The sequence below is a fragment of the Microbacterium sp. SZ1 genome, from assembly GCF_002362255.1.
Lineage (GTDB): Bacteria > Actinomycetota > Actinomycetes > Actinomycetales > Microbacteriaceae > Microbacterium.
This window is the reverse complement of the sequence record NZ_LPVV01000038.1, coordinates 413,740-430,877: the sequence shown is the minus strand read 5'-3', so window position 1 is coordinate 430,877 and position 17,138 is coordinate 413,740. Positions and strand designations below refer to the sequence as shown.

Genomic DNA, 17,138 nt, shown 5'->3' with positions numbered 1-17,138 from the left:
TGCCCCGCGTCGCGAGGGCGGTTACAGCCGCGACTCGCGGTCGCCTCGTCATGACGGTTCTGGCCAGCGGTCCGATCGTTCCCGGTCATTTCCGCAGCGTGGCGGCGCGGGTCGTGAACGCCCGTTCCAGGCTGCCGACGAGCGGCCGCGGCACAACGACCCGGTGCTGCCGGAGGACGTGACGGCGCGAGACCTGCACCCCTCCGCTCGGAACGAGCTGAAGACCCTGAGCAAGGAGAACGCTGAGCACGTGGCTCGGCATCTCGCGATGGCATCGCGTCTCATCGACGAGGATCCCGCTCTCGCACACCAGCATGCTCTCGCGGCCTCCCGTCGTGCCGGCCGCATCGCCATCGTGCGCGAGACGCTGGGCATCACCGCATACGCGAACGAGGACTTCGCGCTCGCTCTGCGGGAGCTCCGCACCTATCGTCGCATCTCCGGCAAGGACGACCAGATCGCCCTCATGGTCGACAGCGAGCGCGGCATCGGACGCCCCGATCGCGCGCTCGAGACGGGCCGCGCCGTGGACCGCAGCGCACTGACCACGCCGGTGCGCGTCGCCCTGGCGATCGCGATGTCGGGCGCGCGTCTCGATCAGGGCGACCTGGAGCTGGCGCTGGGCGAACTCGAGATCCCGGAGCTCGACCCCGACCGCGCGTTCGAGTGGAGTCCTGCTCTGTTCTCCGCACGTGCCGCCGTGCTCGAAGACCTCGGCCGCACCGAAGAGGCCGCGTTCTGGGCGCACCGCGCCGAGGTCGCTGCAGAGGCGCTCGGCGTCGACGAAGCCGGTGACGAGGAAATCTTCGTCGAGGACGGGATGATCGACGACATCGACGACCTCGACGAGGTCTCAGACGTCGCCTATGCGGATGCCGGCGCGAAGCCCGACGACGAGGCCAACGGTGCCGACATGACGGTTGCCCAGAGCCAGAGCCAGAGCCAGAGCCAGAGCGAGAGCGAGAGCGAGAACGCCGTCGAGCCCGAGCCGTCGATCGAGGACGAGGTCCGCGAGCTGCTCGGTGAAGACGGGTCCGACACCGACGGGTCCGACACCGACGAGGGGCGCGACTCCTCGAAGGAGGCTTGAGGCGCGGTGGGGTTGTTCTCGAAGAAGCAGACGCAGCGCACACCGCTCGAGGGTGTCGATGCCGTGCTGGCCGACCTCGACGGGGTGGTCTACGCCGGTCCAGGCGCGCTGCCGCACGCGGTCGAGAGCCTCAACCGGGCTGCGGAATCGGTGCGTCTCGGCTACATCACGAACAACGCCTCTCGGACCGATGCCTCGGTCGCTGCGCACCTCAGCAGCCTCGGTCTCGACGTCGCCCCGGACGATGTGATCACCAGTCCTCAGGCGGCGATGCGACTGCTCGTAGGAATCGTCCCCCCGCCGGCCACCCTTCTCATCGTCGGGGGCGACGGACTCGTGGACGAGGCGGAGAAGGCCGGCTACACCGTCACGCGCTCAGCCGAGGACTCGCCGGCGGCCGTGGTGCAGGGCTTCGCCCCCGAGGTGGCGTGGACCGACCTCGCCGAGGCTGCCTTCGCACTGAAGGTCCCCGAGGACGAGGGCGGCATCCCGTGGATCGCCACCAACACCGATTGGACGATCCCGCGCGAGCGCGGCGTCGCACCGGGCAACGGCACGCTCGTGTCCGCGGTCCACACGGCGATCGGTCGACTGGCGACGGTCGCCGGCAAACCTGAGGTGCCGATCTTCGAGGAGGCGCTGTCGCGCTTCGGCGCCCAGAAGCCGCTCTTCATCGGCGACCGGCTCGACACCGACATCCTCGGCGCAGTGCGCGCCGGCATCGATTCGGCACTCGTTCTCACCGGCATCGACCGGCCCAAGCACGTCCTCGCCGCGCCCGAGGGATCGCGGCCGACCTACATCCTCCGCGATCTCCGCGACCTCCACGAGCCGTATCCGGCTGTCTCGGTGAAGGACGGCATCCACTCCGTCAACGGCGCGTCCGTGCGTGTCTCCGGGCCCGATGTGGAGATCCTCGCAGAGGGCGACGAGCAGATCGATCTGCTCCGCGCTGGCGCATCCGCGATCTGGTCGTCGGGGACTCCGGTGTTCGTGCTCCGAGTGCCGGAGCGTCTCTACGACGACCCCTTCCACCGGCCCTGATGCAGGGCGGGCGGGCGGCCGCCGTGGCTCCGGCCCGCTGTCGCAGCCGCCGCGTACAGTAGACACGTGAGCGATGAGACGACGAACGAGCCGACCGACGGTCTGTGGAGTCGCCTGCGCCTGATCGAGGGGCAGCCGTTGGCTGCGCGAGCAGACGCGTACTCCGGGTTGCACGACGAGCTGTCCCGCCGCCTCGACAGCGGCGCGCGTCTCGATCAGCGCGACGCCCCTGGCGCGCGATGACGCGACTCGACGCCGCCCTCGCCAGCCGGGGACTCGCTCGCTCGCGGACGCACGCCGCATCGTTGATCGCCGAAGGCCTCGTGAGCGTCGACGGGCGCCCGGTGGTCAAACCCTCGACGCCGGTCCTCGACTCGGCCGAGATCACCGTCGCCGGGGCCGACCACTACGTCGGCAGGGCCGCCCACAAGCTCCTCGCCGCTCTCGACGGATTCGGCATCGCCGTCGACGGGCGTCTCGCACTCGACATGGGCGCGTCGACGGGCGGATTCACGCAGGTGCTCCGCGAGCGCGGAGCGCGGTCGGTGCTCGCCGTCGACGTCGGACACGATCAGCTCGCAGCATCCGTCGCCGCTGACCCGGGCGTGGTCCTCGTGGAGGGCTACAACGTGCGTCATATGACGCCCGAGAACCTGCGAGCCGCGACCGGAGAGCAGCAGGCGCCCGACCTCGTCGTCGGAGATCTGTCCTTCATCTCGCTCGAACTGGTGCTGCCCGCCGTCGCCGCAGTGGCCGCCCCCCAGGCGGACATCGTCCTGCTCGTCAAGCCGCAGTTCGAGGTCGGCCGCACGGCGGTGCGCGGCGGACTCGTGACGGATCCCGCCACTCGCGCGGATGCGGTCGCGAGGGTCGTCTGGAGCGCCTGGGATGCCGGACTGGGGATGCTCGGCATCCTCCCATCGCCGATCCTCGGCACGTATGGCAACACGGAATATCTCGTACACCTCGCTCCGGGTCGGGGCACGGATCCGTCAGAATGGTCGGAACGCATCAACGCACTGGCAGGGGGCCGATGAACGAGCGCAACATCCTGGTCGTCGCCCACGCCCGACGCACGGACACCGTCGAGGCGGCTCGTCGCGTGGTCGAGGCGCTGCGCGAAGCGGGGGCGCGTCCGGTGCTCGCGGGCGATGACAGTGGCGATCTCAGCGCGGTCGATTCCTTCTTCGCCGACGTGGACGTCCTCGGCGACACCGTCACGCAGGAAGACCTCGAGCTGGCGATCGTGCTGGGCGGAGACGGGACGATCCTGCGCGCGGCGGAGCTGGTGCGGGGGTGCTCGGCGCCCGTCCTCGGCATCAACATGGGCCATGTGGGCTTCCTCGCCGAGATCGACCGCGACGACATGGATGCCGCGGTGCGCCGCGTGATCGACCGCGACTACGACGTCGAGGAGCGGCTCGCCCTCTCGGTGCGGGTGAAGGACGCCGACGGCGCGGTCGTCTACGAGACCTTCGCGCTGAACGAGGCGACCGTCGAGAAGGGGAGCCGCGAGCGGATGATCGAGGTGGTGCTCGAGATCGACGGGCTGCCGCTGTCGAGCTTCGGCTGCGACGGCATGGTCGTGTCGACCCCGACCGGATCCACCGCGTACAACTTCTCCGCCGGGGGACCGGTGATCTGGCCCACGGTCGAGGCCATCGCCGTGGTGCCGCTGTCGGCGCACGCCCTCTTCGCGAAGCCGCTCGTGGTGAGTCCCGACGCCGCCGTCGCGATCGAGATGCTCGACGGAACCACGGGCTCCGGCATCCTGTGGTGCGACGGCCGTCGATCGCACGATCTCCCACCCGGCGCACGGGTCGTGGTGCGACGCTCCTCCCGCCCGGTGCGACTGGCTCGTCTGCACACCGCCGAGTTCACCAACCGGCTCGTGCGGAAGTTCCAGCTGCCGGTCGCCGGCTGGCGCGGGCAGGGGGGAGGCGCATGATCGAGGAGATGCGGATGCAGGGTCTCGGCGTGATCGCCGACGCTGTCCTCCCGCTGGGCAAGGGTTTCACCGCGATCACCGGCGAGACCGGCGCGGGCAAGACCATGGTCGTGACCGGGCTCGGATTGCTGCTCGGGGCCAGGGCCGACTCGGGCGCCGTGCGCGCCGGAGCCTCGCAGGCCTCGGTCGCGGGAGTCTGGCTCGTGCCGGAGAAGGGCGAGGTCGCCGACATCGTCTCCGACGCCGGCGGTGAACTCGAGCCGGCCGGCGCCGGGTCGGCCGAGCTGTACGTCTCCCGCACGCTGAGCGCAGAGGGACGCAGTCGCGCGAGCGTGGGCGGGCGCGCCGCGCCGGCGGGAGTGCTCTCGTCCTTGGCGGACGAACTCGTCGTGGTGCACGGGCAGTCGGAGCAGCTGCGCCTGCGGTCGGCCGCCGCGCAGCGCGACGCCCTCGACAGGTTCGGCGGCGCCCCGATCGCGACCGCGCTCGACGCGTATGCGGCAGCCTTCACGCGCTGGCGCGAGCTGGATGCCGAGATCGCCGACATCACGGAGAACCGGGACCGTCGAGCCGAAGAGGCCACCAGGCTGCGCGAGGCGCTCGCGCTGATCGAGGCGACAGCCCCCGAGCCCGGTGAAGACGTCGAGCTCACCGCCCGTGCCGAGCGTCTCGCCAACGCCGAAGACCTGCGGCTGGCCGCGACGCTCGCGCACAACGCCCTGTCGAACGAAGAAGGCGAGCCCGATGTGTCCGCTCTCGTCGCGGAGGCGCGTCGATCTCTCGAGCGCGTGACCGACCCGACGCTGACCGACATCTCCGAGGGTCTCGCCGACATCGGCTATCGCGTCGCCGACCTCGCCGGGCAGCTCTCGGCCTACCTCGCCGACCTCGACGAGTCCGGCCCGCACGAGCTCGCCGCCGTCGAGGAGCGCCGCGCTGCGCTCGCCACACTCGTGCGCGCGCACGGGTCGCTCGAAGAGGCGCTGGAACTCTGGCGCACCGGATCGAACCGACTCGCCGAGCTCGACGACGACGGAGACCGCATCGCCCGGCTCGAGGCCGAACGCGATGCCGCGCGCACCGAGCTCGACGAGCTCGCTGCCGCATTGACCGCAGAGCGCACGGCAGCCGCTGCGCGTCTCGGTGCCGCTGTGACGGAGGAGCTCCACGCCCTCGCGATGCCTGACGCGACGCTGGAAGTGGCGGTGACCCCTGGCGCGGAGAGCGCGCACGGTCGCGACGACGTCGGCATCCTGCTCGCACCGCATCCGGGCGCCGAGCCGCGCTCCGTGTCGAAGGGAGCCTCGGGAGGCGAGCTCTCGCGCGTCATGCTCGCCATCGAGGTCGTCATCGCGGGCACCGATCCCGTTCCGACGTTCGTGTTCGACGAGGTGGATGCGGGCATCGGCGGAGCCGCGGCGATCGAAGTGGGTCGGCGACTCGCCCGACTCGCCGAGAAGTCGCAGGTCATCGCAGTGACCCATCTCGCGCAGGTAGCGGCCTTCGCGAACAACCACCTCTCGGTCGTGAAATCCCACGACGGAGCAGTCACCGCCTCCAGCGTCCGCCGACTCGAAGGGGAGGAGCGCGAGGCCGAGATGGCCCGTCTGCTCTCCGGACTCGCGGATTCGGACGCCGCACTCACCCATGCCCGCGAACTTCTCAGCCTCGGCGTCTGAGCGAACTGTTAGGATAGAAGCCCGTGATGAACTCTTCTTCTGCGGGGCCCAAGAACGACACGACCAAGCACATCTTCGTGACCGGTGGTGTCGTTTCGTCTTTGGGCAAGGGGCTCACCGCGGCCAGCCTCGGCAACCTGCTCACCGCTCGCGGACTCCGCGTCGTCATGCAGAAGCTCGACCCGTACCTGAACGTCGACCCCGGCACGATGAACCCGTTCCAGCACGGCGAGGTCTTCGTGACCGACGACGGCGCCGAGACCGACCTCGACATCGGCCACTACGAGCGGTTCCTCGACATCAACCTGTCGCAGGCCGCGAACGTCACCACTGGCCAGATCTACTCGCAGGTCATCGCGCGCGAGCGGCGCGGCGAGTACCTCGGCGACACCGTGCAGGTCATCCCGCACATCACCGACGAGATCAAGCGGCGCATGCGCCTGCAGGCGACCGAGGACCCGCAGCCCGACGTCATCATCACCGAGGTCGGCGGGACCGTGGGCGACATCGAGTCGCAGCCGTTCCTCGAGTCCGCGCGGCAGCTGCGTCACGAGCTCGGCCGCGACAACGTGTTCTTCGTGCACGTCTCGCTGGTCCCCTTCATGGGGGCCTCCGGCGAGCAGAAGACCAAGCCCACGCAGCACTCGGTGGCGGCTCTCCGCCAGGTCGGCATCCAGCCCGACGCGCTCGTGCTCCGCAGCGACCGCCCCGTCAGCGAGAGCAACCGAAACAAGATCGCGCTCATGTGCGACGTGGACGCCGAGGGCGTCATCAACACGGTCGACCTGCCGAGCATCTACGACATCCCCTCGACGCTCAACGAGCAGGGCCTGGACTCGTACATCGTGCGTCGGCTCGGTCTGGACCAGAAGGCGGAAGAGGTCGACTGGACGCGCTGGAACCGAGTCCTGCACGCCGTGCACAACCCGAAGCACGAGGTCACGATCGGGCTCGTCGGCAAGTACATCGACCTGCCCGACGCCTACCTCTCGGTGACTGAGGCGATCAAGGCCGGCGGCTTCGCTCAGGAGACGAAGGTCAACATCCGGTGGATCCCGTCCGACCTGTGCGAGACGCCGGACGGCGCCAGGGAGCAGCTCGCCACGCTCGACGGCATCTGCGTGCCCGGCGGCTTCGGGATCCGCGGCATCGAGGGCAAGCTCGGCGCGCTGAGGTTCGCACGAGAGCAGGGCATCCCGACCCTCGGTCTGTGCCTCGGCCTGCAGTGCATGGTCATCGAGTACGCGCGCGATGTGGCCGACATCGCCGGCGCCTCGTCGACCGAGTTCGACCCCGAGACCAGCGAGCCGGTCATCGCGACCATGGCCGAGCAGGTCGAGATCCTCGACGGCGGCGACCTGGGCGGCACCATGCGCCTCGGCCTCTACCAGGCCGCCCTCGCGGAGGGCTCCCTGGCACGTGAGGTCTACGGCACCCCGATCGCGTCCGAGCGGCACCGTCACCGTTACGAGGTCAACAACGCCTACCGCTCGCGCCTGTCCGACGCGGGACTCGTCTTCTCGGGCCTGAACCCCGAACTCGACCTCGTCGAGTACGTCGAGCTGCCGCGCGACGTGCACCCGTACTACATCGCCACGCAGGCTCACCCCGAGCTCCGCTCGCGTCCGACCGACCCGCACCCGCTCTTCCGCGGCCTGGTCGGCGCGGCGATCGAGCGTCACCGCGCGAGCGAGCTGTTCGACGTCGAAGCCGATGCCTGAGAGCCGCGTCGCTGCGGGCGACCTTCGCGACGAGCCTTTCGAGCCCGAGGTCGTGCAGAGCGATCTCGCGTTCGAGGGCGCCGTGTGGAACGTCCGCGACGACCTCGTGCGGTACGGCGACGCAGATATCCGTCGCCAGTACGTCGAGCACACGGGCGCTGTGGCGATCCTCGCGCTGGACGACGAGGGACGGGTGCTGGTGATACAGCAGTACCGGCATCCGATCCGTCATCGCGACTGGGAGCTGCCCGCCGGCCTGCTCGACGTCGACGGCGAGGAGCCACTGGTCGCCGCACAGCGGGAGCTGGCCGAGGAGGCGGATCTCGTGGCCGCTCACTGGGAGCCGCTCGTCTCCTCGTGGACCACTCCCGGCGGCAACGACGAGGCGATCCACATCTTCCTCGCCGCCGGGATCTCGGCGGCTCCGTCGGCGCACGAGCGCGAGGACGAGGAGGCCGACATCCGCGCCGAATGGGTTCCGCTCGACGCGGTGATCGCGGCGGTCATGGAAGGGCGCATGCGCAACGGCATCCTCACCATCGGCGTGCTGGCGGCGGCGCAGAGGCTTCGCGACCTGGCCTGAGCATGCAGCTCGATCGCGCGCTCGACTCGTACCTGCGCCATGTCACGATCGAGCGCGGTCTCAGCGACCACACGATTTCCGCCTACCGGCGCGATCTCGCCGGCTATCTCGAGTGGCTGACCGCCGACGGCATCGCCGACACGGCGCAGATCACCCCCGCGATCGTGGGGCGCTTCATCGCGGAGCGGTCGTCCGCCGACCCCGCGCCGGCGGCGACGAGCCTTGCGAGACTGCAGTCGTCGGTGCGCGGGTGGCACCGCTTCCTCGCACGGGAGGGCATCGAGGACGACGATCCCAGCGGACGTCTGCGACCGCCCAAGGCGCCGCGTCGTCTGCCGAAGGCCCTCACCATCGACCAGGTCGAGCGCCTACTGGCCGCGCCATCGGCCGAGGAGCCGATCGGCATCCGCGACCGTGCCCTGCTCGAGCTGCTCTATGCGACCGGAGCGCGTGTCTCGGAGGCGGTGAACCTCGATGTCGACGACGTCTCGCACGGCGATGTGCTGCGACTGCGGGGCAAGGGGTCGAAGGAGCGCATCGTGCCCGTCGGGTCGTTCGCGCGCGCTGCCGTCGACGCCTATCTCACGCGTGTGCGGCCGGGTCTCGCCGCGAAGGGTCGAGCCTCGGCACGGCTGTTCCTCGGAGCCCGGGGCGCACCGCTGTCGCGGCAGAGCGCCTGGCTCGTGATCCGCGATGCCGCGGAGCGCGCTCAGATCACATCAGACGTGTCGCCGCACACCCTGAGGCACTCGTTCGCGACCCACCTGCTCCAGGGCGGGGCCGATGTGCGGGTGGTGCAGGAGCTGCTCGGACACGCCTCGGTGGCCACGACGCAGATCTACACCCACGTGTCCGTCGACACGCTGCGCGACGTCTACGCGACCTCGCATCCGCGGGCGCGCTGACAGTCGCGGGACCCTCCGCGGACCGTGTCGGCCGCCCGCTGTCGTCAGCCCGGAGACTTATCCACGTCATCCATTTGGGGGACGCGAGGAATCGTCCGGCTTCCCTATGCTTGCCCGAGACCTCCGACCGAAGTCGGCCGACGAAGGAGCAAGACATGCGTACCACCGGTCCTCTCGCAGCGGGAATCGCTGCCACCGCCCTGGCGCTCACTCTGACCGGATGCGCAGGACCGTCCGCCAACGAACTCAGCTACGAGGATTCGCCTCTCGGCCAGTACCTCTCCTCCGCCTACGGCGGCGACCTCTCCGAGGAGGAGCAGCAGAAGAAGTGGGACGAGCAGCAGCGCGCTCAGGAAGAGCTGATGGCCGAGTGCATGGCGGAGGAGGGCTTCGAGTACAAGCCGAACGTGCAGAGCTCCGCCGACTTCTCGTCCGGTGAGGACGTGGAGTGGGAGCCGGAGAAGAGGGAGTGGGTCGCGAAGTACGGCTACGGGATCGTGAACAGCCCCTTCACCGAGAATCAGGGCGAAGGCAGCTCGGAGGAGTACGTCGACCCGAACCAGGAGTACATCGAATCGCTCTCCGAATCGGAGCAGACCGCGTACTACGAGACCGCTTACGGCGTGCCGCCGGAGGAGGACGAGCTCGCCGAGGACGGGAGCTACGAGTACAACTGGGAGGATGCCGGGTGCCAGGGGTGGGCCCAGCACGAGCAGCAGGGCGAGGACCCGTGGCAGGCGGATGAGTTCGCCGACCTGCGCACCAAGATGGAGAAGCTCTGGAGCTCCACGCAGGAGTCGCCCGAGTTCAAGGAGCTCAACGCGGCGTGGTCCTCGTGCATGGACGACGGGGGAGAGCCCGGTTTCTCGGCGCAGATGGACGCCCAGCAGTCGATCGCCGATGAGTCCAGCAAGATCTACGACGCGGTGTACGGCGACGGATCGACCGAGGTCGACACCGAGTCGCCCGATTTCGTCGACCCGTCGTCGAGCCCGGAGATGAAGGCGCTGGGCGAGCGGGAGATCGAGCTCGCGCTCGTCGACCTCGAGTGCCGCACCAAGACGTCGTACACGGCGGAATCGCTGAAGATCCAGTTCGCGCTGGAGGAGAAGTTCATCGCCGAGAACAAGGCGGACCTCGAGGCGTTCAAGGCCGCAGCCGAGCAGAACGACTGACATGAGGGACGACGAGACTCCGACGACAGAACTGCCCGCAGAGCTTCTTCCCGAGAACGACGACGCCCTCGCTGCGGACGGCGACGGGGCGGCCGCATCCTCCCGCGTGAGCGGATGGGGGCGGATCCTGCGAGGCAACCGCACCCTGTGGATCGTCGCGCTGTGCGCGGTGGTCAGCCTGGTCGCCGGCCTTCTGGTCGGTCGCTTCCTGATCGCACCGGCGCAGGCGAGCGAGGCGCCGGACCCCGGACTGGTGACCGTGCCGGTGGAGTTCGGTCCGCTCAGCAACGACGTCACCCTGCGGGCGGACGTCGGTTACGCGGACGCCGTGGAAGTCACCATCGACACCACCGGGGGAGGGAGCGTCGTCACCGGCTCCGTGCCCGAGGTCGGCGCCACCCTCTCCCCGCTCTCCATCGCCCTCGAGATCGAGGGGCGGCCGGTCATCGTGCTGCCCGGTGAGCTTCCCGCGTACCGGACTCTGCGGGTCGGAGTCTCAGGCCCCGACGTGCTGCAGCTCAAGCAGGCCCTGGTCAGCCTGGGCATCGATGCCGGGGACGTGTCGTCGAACCTCTTCGACCAGGCGACCGCCAATGCGGTCGGCCAGCTCTACGCGCAAGCTGGCTACCCGCAGCCCGCCCCCGAGGAGGGCGCGGAGGATGCCGTGCGCTCTGCCGAGGAGGGCGTGCGCTCCGCCAGGAGCGAGGTCTCGCGTGCCCAGCAGGAGCTCACCGCGGCCGGTGCCGGGCCGTCGAAGGTGGAGAGCTTCCAGGCCGACGTCGCCGTCGCCAAGGCCGAGCAGGCACTGGCCGACGCGAGGAACGGCGTCGAAGGGGCGCCGACCGTCCAGCAGGCCGAGTGGGACCTCCAGACGGCTCGTCTGGAGCGCGATCAGCTCTGGGCCGCCAAGAACACCGGTGCCGAAAAGGCCGCGCTCGACGCGGCGCGGGCACAGGTCGACTCCGCGAACCAGGCGCTCGAGAGCGCACGGGAAAGCGTGCTCCCGTACCTGCCCGCCAGCGAGGTGCTCTTCTTGACCGAGCTCCCGCGCCGCGTCGACGCGGTCGAGGTCAAGCGCGGCACGACCATCTCGGGTCCCGTGATGACGGTCTCCGGCGCGACCGTGCGACTGACGGGCGCGGCGGCTGAGGCGGATGCCCGGCTGCTCGAGGTCGGCTCAGAGGCGACGTTCGAGCTCCCGGACGGCACGGAGCATCGCGCCGTGATCTCCGAGCTCAAGCCCGGCAAGGACAGCAAGGCGCGGTGGGAGGTGTTGCTCGAACCGGATCCGCTCACGCCGGAGCAGATCACCGCGCTGCAGGACAGCAACGTCCGAGTGCGCATCGCGGTCGGTGCGACCGACGGCGACGTGCTCTCCGTGCCGCTCGCCGCGCTCACCGCGGGTCCCGGTGGGGAGTCCCGCGTGGAGGTCGTCGAGTCCGACCCCCGGGATGGAGAGGATGCCGAGACGCGACTCGTTGTCGTGGAGACCGGTCTCGCGGCCGACGGCGCCGTGGAGGTGACCCCGATCGACGGCGATCTCGAGGAGGGCGAGCTCGTGGTGGTCGGCGAGTGACCTCGCTCGCCGCAGGCGCGCCGGTGACGCCGGATGCCGCGGACGCCGCGCCGCTTGTCGAGCTCAGAGACGTCACGAGGTCGTTCCCCGGCCCGCCGGAGGTGCAGGCGCTGAAGGGCGCGACGCTCTCGATCGCTCCGGGCGACTACCTGTCGATCGTCGGGCCGAGCGGCTCCGGCAAGTCGACCATGCTCAACATCCTGGGGCTCCTCGACCGCCCGAGTGTGGGCGAGTACCGCCTGGCGGGCTCACTCACCGGCGATCTGTCCGACGACGAGCGAGCGGCCGTACGTGCGCGCTTCATCGGGTTCGTGTTCCAGTCCTTCCACCTGCTGCCGCGTCGCAGCGTGCTCGACAACGTGCTCATGCCGATGCTGTACAGCGGTGTCCCGCGTCGAGAGCGTGAATTCCGGGCGCGAGAGGCCCTCCAGAGGGTCGGTCTCGGTCACCGCCTCGACTTCCTGCCGAACTCGCTGTCGGGCGGTGAGCGGCAGCGTGTCGCGGTCGCCAGGGCGGTCGTCAGCGGGCCCCGGCTGCTCCTCGCCGACGAGCCGACGGGCAACCTCGACCAGCGGACCTCGGGCGAGGTGATGTCGCTGTTCGAGGAGCTCAACGACGACGGACTCACCCTCGTCGTCATCACGCATGATGACGGGGTCGCGCGGCGGGCACGCCGGTGCATCCGCATCGCCGACGGCCGATTGAGTGAGCTGTGATCCGGCTGCCGTGGCGCACGCGCGCGACGGACGACGCCGAGGGACCCGCCGTCGAGGACGGACCGCCCTCGCTCGTCTCGGCGGTGGCTCATGCCGACCGCTTCACGTTCCAGGATCTGGTCGCCGAGGCGACGTCGGACATCGGTTCGCGCCCCGCGCGGCTCGTCATGACCATCCTCGGCACCGTGCTCGGGATCGCCTCGCTCGTCGCGACCATCGGGTTCGCGCAGACGGCGGCGGCGCAGATCGCGAGCCAGTTCGATGGCGCTGCCGCGACCCGCGTGGTCGTGCAGGCCGCCGAGGCGCAGTCGGGTTCGCAGAACAAGAGCGTCGCCGCGGGGCGTCTGCCCTGGGACTCACCCGACCGGGTCGAGCTGCTGGCCGGAGTCGAGAGCGCCACCCTGCTCGGAGAGGTGGAGCTCGCGGAGGGGGAGACGATCACAGCGGTGCCCGTCAACGACCCGGCGGCGGCGGCCGTCGCCTCGCCCCGTCTGTTCTCGACCTCCGCGGAACTGCTCGACACCGCGGAGGGGGGACTCGTCGCCGGACGGTTCTTCGACCGCGGTCACGACCAGCGCGCGGACCGCGTCGCGGTGCTCGGCAGCCGCCTCGCGGAGCGCATGGGCATCAACCGTGTCGACTCCCAGCCCTCCGTGTTCATCGCCGGCGTGGCGTACGCGGTGGTCGGGATCGCCGACGGCATGGAGCGGCGCAGCGAACTCCTGGATGCGGTCATCATCCCCACCGGCTCCGCTCGAGCCGACTTCGGGCTGGAAGCGCCGTCCGAGCTGGACATCAGAATCGCCGTCGGGGCGGGGCCGCAGGTCGCCGAGCAGAGCGTGATCGCGCTCGCGCCGGACGATCCCGAGAGCCTCGAGGCGCGCGCGCCGTCGGGCTCGTCGGACCTCAGCCAGAGCGTGCAGGCCGATGTCAACGTCGTGTTCCTCATCCTCGGAGTGATCGCCCTGCTCGCCGGAGGTCTCGGCATCGCGAACGTCACCCTGCTGGCGGTCATGGAGCGCATCGGCGAGATCGGTCTGCGTCGTGCGCTGGGCGCGACCCGTCGGCAGATCGGCGCGCAGTTCATGGTCGAGTCGATCGTGATCGGGTTCATCGGCGGTCTGATCGGCTCTGCTCTCGGGGTGGTCGCGGTCATCGTCGTCGCCGCGGTGCAGGGGTGGACGCCGGTCACCGATCCGCTCGTCGCCGTCGCCGGGGCCTTCCTCGGCGCTCTGGTCGGGTGGGGGTCGGGATGGTACCCGGCTCGACGGGCAGCGCGGATCGAGCCGGTCGCGGCTCTGAGAGGCGGCTGATCAGCGAGCTCGGGGGTCCCCTTCGGAGTGCGCGCCGCGCGGCGAAGGGGCTCCGCCCTACGCCTGCCGCTACAATCGACCAAGCACGAGGGAGCAGGAGAAGCGGTGGCGGAGAAAGCGGCGAAGTCCAGGGCGAAGGCACGGAAGGCCGACGAGACACCCCTCGGACCGACCGGCCGGCCGTACCACGGGTTCCCCACCCCTGAGCCGCTGGCTTCGCACGGACCGGCTCGCATCATCGCCCTCTGCAACCAGAAGGGCGGCGTCGGCAAGACCACGACGTCGATCAACCTCGCCGCGGCCCTCGCGGAGTACGGTCGCAAGGTGCTCGCCGTCGACTTCGACCCGCAGGGTGCGCTGTCGGCGGGTCTCGGCATCCAGACGCACGACGTGACGACCATCTACGACCTGCTGCTCGACACGAAGCGCGATGCGCATGAGGCGATCGTGCACACGAGCGTCGACGGCCTCGACGTCATGCCCGCCAACATCGACCTCTCGGCCGCGGAGGTGCACCTCGTGAACGAGGTCGCCCGCGAGACGATCCTCGCCCGCGTGCTGCGCCAGGTGGCGGGGGAGTACGACGTCATCCTCATCGACTGCCAGCCGTCGCTCGGTCTGCTGACGGTGAACGCCCTGACCGCCGCTCATGGCGTGATCATCCCGCTCGAGTGCGAGTTCTTCGCGCTCCGCGGGGTCGCATTGCTCATCGAGACGATCGACAAGGTGCGCGACCGGCTGAACCCGTCCATCACCATGGACGGGCTGCTGGCCACGATGTACGACCCACGCACGCTGCACTCGCGCGAGGTGCTGGAGCGCGTGGTCGAGGCATTCGGCGACGATGTGCTCGAGACCGTCATCGGCCGGACCGTGAAGTTCCCCGACGCGTCCGTCTCCGGCGTCCCCATCACCGAGTTCGCTCCGGAGCACGCCGCCGCCCAGGCGTACCTGCGGCTGGCGCGGGAGCTGGTCGCCCGTGGCGCCGTCGCCTGACGAGACTCCCGAGACGTTCGCGCCTGTCGGACCGGACGAGGCGACAGCCGCGGCATCCGATTCGACGTCAGCCGAGTCCATCGCGTCAGACGCCGAGTCCGAGGCGGGTTTCCGGGTCTCGCTGTCGAACTTCGACGGGCCGTTCGACCTGCTGCTCAACCTCATCTCGAAGCACGAGATGGACATCACCGAGGTCTCGCTGAGCGCGGTCACGAACGAGTTCATCGCCTACCTGCAGCACCTCGACGACGACGAGGAGCTCGATCAGGCATCGGAGTTCCTCGTCGTGGCCGCCACGCTGCTCGACATGAAGGTCGCCGGACTCCTCCCGCAGGGCGAGCTGGTGGATGCCGAGGCCGTGGCGCTCCTCGAAGCGCGCGACCTGCTGTTCGCCCGGCTGCTGCAGTACCGCGCCTTCAAGGAGGTGTCGGCCTGGTTCTCGCGCTGCCTGCAGCGGGAGGATCGCCGGCACGTCAGGGCGGTCCGGCTCGACGAGAAGCACCGCACGCAGACCCCCGAGCTCGTCTGGTCGCTCAGCGCCGACGACTTCGCGGCCCTCGCGCTGCTCGCGTTCGCTCCGAAGGAGATCCCGCACGTCGGCCTCGACCATCTGCACGCTCCGCTCGTCAGCATCCGCGAACAAGCGGCGATCGTCGTCACGCTGCTGCGCGGCACCGAATCGCTGAGCTTCCGCGAGCTGGTGTCCGGCATCCGCGAACCGGGCATCGTCGTCGCGCGCTTCATCTCCGTGCTGGAGCTGTACCGGCATGCCGCACTCAGCTTCGAACAACTGGAACCGCTCGGCGAGCTGACGCTGCGCTGGGCCGCCGACTCCTGGTCGGACGAGACACTCGCGAGCCTGGGGGCCGACTATGACCGATGACTTGACCGCCAATCTCACGCGGGACACCGAGCTCCCGACGTTTGACGTCGAGGCACTCGCGAGCCTGGGGGCCGACTATGACCGATGACCTGACCGACGACCTGGCCCTGCCGACCGAGCAGCAGGCGGAGGAGCCGACAATCTCCGCTGAGAGCCCGCTGGCGGAGCGGATCGAGGCGATCCTGCTGATCATCGACGAGCCCATCGGGCTCGTCGCCCTCGCCGCTGCCGTCGGCTCTCCGGTGGCGGCGGTGCGCCAGACCATCGAGACCCTCGTGGACGACTACGACGGCCGGGGCACCGGTCCACGGCGTGGTTTCGAGCTGCGCGAGGTGGGCGGTGGGTGGCGTCTCTATGTGCGCGAGGATCACGACTCCCTCGTCGCCGAGTTCGTCGGGGGTCAGGCGCCGGCACGGCTGTCGCAGGCGGCACTGGAGACCCTCGCGGTCATCGCCTACAAGCAGCCCGTCACGCGCAGCCAGGTCGCCTCGATCCGCGCGGTCAACGTCGATTCGGTCGTGCGCACGCTCCTCGCACGGGGGCTGATCACCGAGCTCTTCGCCGACTCGGAGACGGGCGCGATCAACTACGGCACCACCGACGCGCTGCTGCAGCACCTCGGGATCAACTCGCTCGACGAGCTGCCCCCGATCTCCCCGCTGCTCGACGACGGCGCAGACGGTTTCGATGAAGGAGTGGTCCGATGATGGAAGACACGAGCTCCGCGCCCGAGGGCGTCCGGTTGCAGAAAGTGCTGGCCGCGGCCGGCGTCGCTTCGCGCCGGGTCGTGGAGCAGTACATCGTCGAGGGGCGGATCCGGGTGAACGGCCGCACCGTGACCGAGCTCGGGACGAGGATCGACCCCGAGACCGATCTCGTCGACGTCGACGGAACGGCCGTCCAGCTCGACGTCTCCAAGCGCTACGTCATGCTCAACAAGCCGACCGGGGTCGTCAGCAGCATGCGCGACGAGAGCGGGCGCCCCGACCTTCGCCGGTTCACGAAGGACTACGAGGAGCGTCTCTACAACGTCGGCCGTCTCGACGCCGAGACCAGCGGGCTGCTCGTCCTCACCAACGACGGCGAGCTCGCGCACGTACTGGCGCACCCGTCCTTCGGCGTCACCAAGGTGTACATCGCCAAGGTCGACGGAGCCGTCACCGCTCAGACGATCTCCAAGCTCACCAAGGGGATCGAGCTGGAGGACGGGCCGATCGCCGCCGACAAGGCTCGTCTCCTCGACACGTCCCGGGGGTCGAGTCTCGTGGAGCTGACGCTGCACTCCGGTCGCAACCGCATCGTGCGCCGGATGATGGCTGCCGTCGGGCACCCCGTCACGGAGCTCGTCCGCCGCCAGTTCGGACCCCTGCACCTGGGAACCCTCCCGGCCGGCCGCACGCGCGAACTGAGTAAAATCGAACTCGGTGCGCTGCTGACTCTCGCGCGCCATGATTCCGGTGTCGCCGCGGCGCCAGGCGAGCAGCAGGAGAACGAGTGACCGAGACGACG

General features: G+C 69.9%; 17 protein-coding genes. All 17 read left to right on the top strand.

Annotated elements, in window-relative coordinates:
* Positions 1-1,090 (top strand): hypothetical protein (locus tag AUC47_RS13815; protein ID WP_306453252.1); only part of this gene is annotated, 1,090 nt, incomplete at its 5' end.
* A 6-nt stretch (positions 1,091-1,096) separates the two neighbouring features.
* A complete protein-coding gene (locus AUC47_RS13810) occupies positions 1,097-2,134 on the top strand; it encodes an HAD-IIA family hydrolase (RefSeq protein WP_096715729.1) in 1,038 nt (345 codons plus the stop codon).
* 66 nt (positions 2,135-2,200) lie between these two features.
* Positions 2,201-2,377: a hypothetical protein gene (locus AUC47_RS16815; RefSeq protein ID WP_179297633.1), complete on the top strand. Its 177-nt coding sequence runs from the start codon at positions 2,201-2,203 to the stop codon at positions 2,375-2,377.
* A complete protein-coding gene (locus AUC47_RS13805; RefSeq protein WP_096715728.1) occupies positions 2,374-3,171 on the top strand; it encodes a TlyA family RNA methyltransferase in 798 nt (265 codons plus the stop codon). The genes AUC47_RS16815 and AUC47_RS13805 overlap by 4 nt, the downstream gene beginning before the upstream one ends.
* Positions 3,168-4,082 (top strand): NAD kinase, encoded by a 915-nt coding sequence (locus tag AUC47_RS13800; protein WP_096715727.1) that lies wholly within the window; start codon positions 3,168-3,170, stop codon positions 4,080-4,082. Before AUC47_RS13805 ends, AUC47_RS13800 begins: the two co-directional genes overlap by 4 nt.
* Positions 4,079-5,761 (top strand): DNA repair protein RecN, encoded by a 1,683-nt coding sequence (gene recN / locus AUC47_RS13795; RefSeq protein WP_096715726.1) that lies wholly within the window; start codon positions 4,079-4,081, stop codon positions 5,759-5,761. The genes AUC47_RS13800 and recN overlap by 4 nt, the downstream gene beginning before the upstream one ends.
* A 26-nt stretch (positions 5,762-5,787) precedes the next feature.
* Positions 5,788-7,482: a CTP synthase gene (locus tag AUC47_RS13790; protein WP_096715725.1), complete on the top strand. Its 1,695-nt coding sequence runs from the start codon at positions 5,788-5,790 to the stop codon at positions 7,480-7,482.
* Positions 7,475-8,065: an NUDIX domain-containing protein gene (locus AUC47_RS13785; protein ID WP_096715724.1), complete on the top strand. Its 591-nt coding sequence runs from the start codon at positions 7,475-7,477 to the stop codon at positions 8,063-8,065. Before AUC47_RS13790 ends, AUC47_RS13785 begins: the two co-directional genes overlap by 8 nt.
* Before the next feature lie 2 nt (positions 8,066-8,067).
* The gene (gene xerD / locus AUC47_RS13780; protein ID WP_096715723.1) at positions 8,068-8,970 is read left to right on the top strand and encodes a site-specific tyrosine recombinase XerD; all 903 of its coding nucleotides are present in this window, start codon (positions 8,068-8,070) and stop codon (positions 8,968-8,970) included.
* Between the two features lie 155 nt (positions 8,971-9,125).
* Positions 9,126-10,145, top strand: a complete 1,020-nt coding sequence (locus tag AUC47_RS13775) for a hypothetical protein (protein WP_096715722.1) — start codon at positions 9,126-9,128, stop codon at positions 10,143-10,145.
* Between the two features lies 1 nt (position 10,146).
* Positions 10,147-11,721, top strand: a complete 1,575-nt coding sequence (locus AUC47_RS13770; RefSeq protein WP_096715721.1) for a hypothetical protein — start codon at positions 10,147-10,149, stop codon at positions 11,719-11,721.
* Positions 11,718-12,437, top strand: coding sequence for an ABC transporter ATP-binding protein (locus AUC47_RS13765; protein WP_256999584.1), 720 nt, complete (start codon positions 11,718-11,720; stop codon positions 12,435-12,437). Before AUC47_RS13770 ends, AUC47_RS13765 begins: the two co-directional genes overlap by 4 nt.
* On the top strand, positions 12,434-13,750 hold the full coding sequence (locus AUC47_RS13760) for an ABC transporter permease (protein ID WP_096715720.1): 1,317 nt from the start codon (positions 12,434-12,436) through the stop codon (positions 13,748-13,750). The genes AUC47_RS13765 and AUC47_RS13760 overlap by 4 nt, the downstream gene beginning before the upstream one ends.
* A gap of 105 nt (positions 13,751-13,855) precedes the next feature.
* Positions 13,856-14,746 carry a ParA family protein gene (locus tag AUC47_RS13755; RefSeq protein ID WP_096715719.1) on the top strand — a complete coding sequence of 297 codons (891 nt, stop codon included), beginning with the start codon at positions 13,856-13,858 and terminating at the stop codon, positions 14,744-14,746.
* A complete protein-coding gene (locus AUC47_RS13750) occupies positions 14,730-15,629 on the top strand; it encodes a segregation and condensation protein A (RefSeq protein ID WP_096715718.1) in 900 nt (299 codons plus the stop codon). Before AUC47_RS13755 ends, AUC47_RS13750 begins: the two co-directional genes overlap by 17 nt.
* Positions 15,630-15,706: 77 nt before the next feature.
* Positions 15,707-16,336, top strand: a complete 630-nt coding sequence (gene scpB / locus AUC47_RS13745) for an SMC-Scp complex subunit ScpB (RefSeq protein ID WP_256999583.1) — start codon at positions 15,707-15,709, stop codon at positions 16,334-16,336.
* The gene (locus AUC47_RS13740; protein ID WP_373557868.1) at positions 16,333-17,127 is read left to right on the top strand and encodes a pseudouridine synthase; all 795 of its coding nucleotides are present in this window, start codon (positions 16,333-16,335) and stop codon (positions 17,125-17,127) included. The genes scpB and AUC47_RS13740 overlap by 4 nt, the downstream gene beginning before the upstream one ends.
* Positions 17,128-17,138: the final 11 nt, after the last annotated feature.

Coding starts and splice junctions, on each gene's coding strand:
- AUC47_RS13805 (WP_096715728.1), top strand. CDS start 2,374: ATGACGCGACTCGACGCCGCCCTCGCCAGCCGGGGACTCGCTCGCTCG.
- AUC47_RS13800 (WP_096715727.1), top strand. CDS start 3,168: ATGAACGAGCGCAACATCCTGGTCGTCGCCCACGCCCGACGCACGGAC.
- recN (WP_096715726.1), top strand. CDS start 4,079: ATGATCGAGGAGATGCGGATGCAGGGTCTCGGCGTGATCGCCGACGCT.
- AUC47_RS13790 (WP_096715725.1), top strand. CDS start 5,788: ATGAACTCTTCTTCTGCGGGGCCCAAGAACGACACGACCAAGCACATC.
- AUC47_RS13785 (WP_096715724.1), top strand. CDS start 7,475: ATGCCTGAGAGCCGCGTCGCTGCGGGCGACCTTCGCGACGAGCCTTTC.
- xerD (WP_096715723.1), top strand. CDS start 8,068: ATGCAGCTCGATCGCGCGCTCGACTCGTACCTGCGCCATGTCACGATC.
- AUC47_RS13775 (WP_096715722.1), top strand. CDS start 9,126: ATGCGTACCACCGGTCCTCTCGCAGCGGGAATCGCTGCCACCGCCCTG.
- AUC47_RS13770 (WP_096715721.1), top strand. CDS start 10,147: ATGAGGGACGACGAGACTCCGACGACAGAACTGCCCGCAGAGCTTCTT.
- scpB (WP_256999583.1), top strand. CDS start 15,707: ATGACCGATGACCTGACCGACGACCTGGCCCTGCCGACCGAGCAGCAG.
- AUC47_RS13740 (WP_373557868.1), top strand. CDS start 16,333: ATGATGGAAGACACGAGCTCCGCGCCCGAGGGCGTCCGGTTGCAGAAA.